This window comes from Streptomyces sp. NRRL S-920, from assembly GCF_000717945.1.
Taxonomy (GTDB): Bacteria; Actinomycetota; Actinomycetes; order Streptomycetales; family Streptomycetaceae; genus Streptomyces; species Streptomyces alboniger.
Map to the genome: position 1 here is coordinate 1 of NZ_JODF01000196.1, position 205 is coordinate 205.

Annotated in this window: 1 pseudogene; it reads right to left on the reverse strand. The window is 71.2% G+C overall.

Annotated elements, in window-relative coordinates:
- Window positions 1-205 (reverse strand): annotated as a pseudogene (locus tag IG54_RS39010) (acetyl-/propionyl-CoA carboxylase subunit alpha); the annotation flags it as partial.

Here is a 205-nt window from a genome sequence, read left to right on the forward strand (position 1 = left end):
CAACGCCTGCTCGCGGGTAGCGCCGGTGACGATCAGCTTGGCCAGCAGCGAGTCCCAGGCCGGACCGATCACCGAGCCGGACTCCACACCCGCGTCCAGCCGCACCCCGGGACCCGAGGGAGCCTCGAACTTCGTCACCGTGCCGGGGGCGGGCAGGAAGTTGCGGCCCGGGTCCTCGCCGTTGATGCGGAACTCGAAGGAGTGC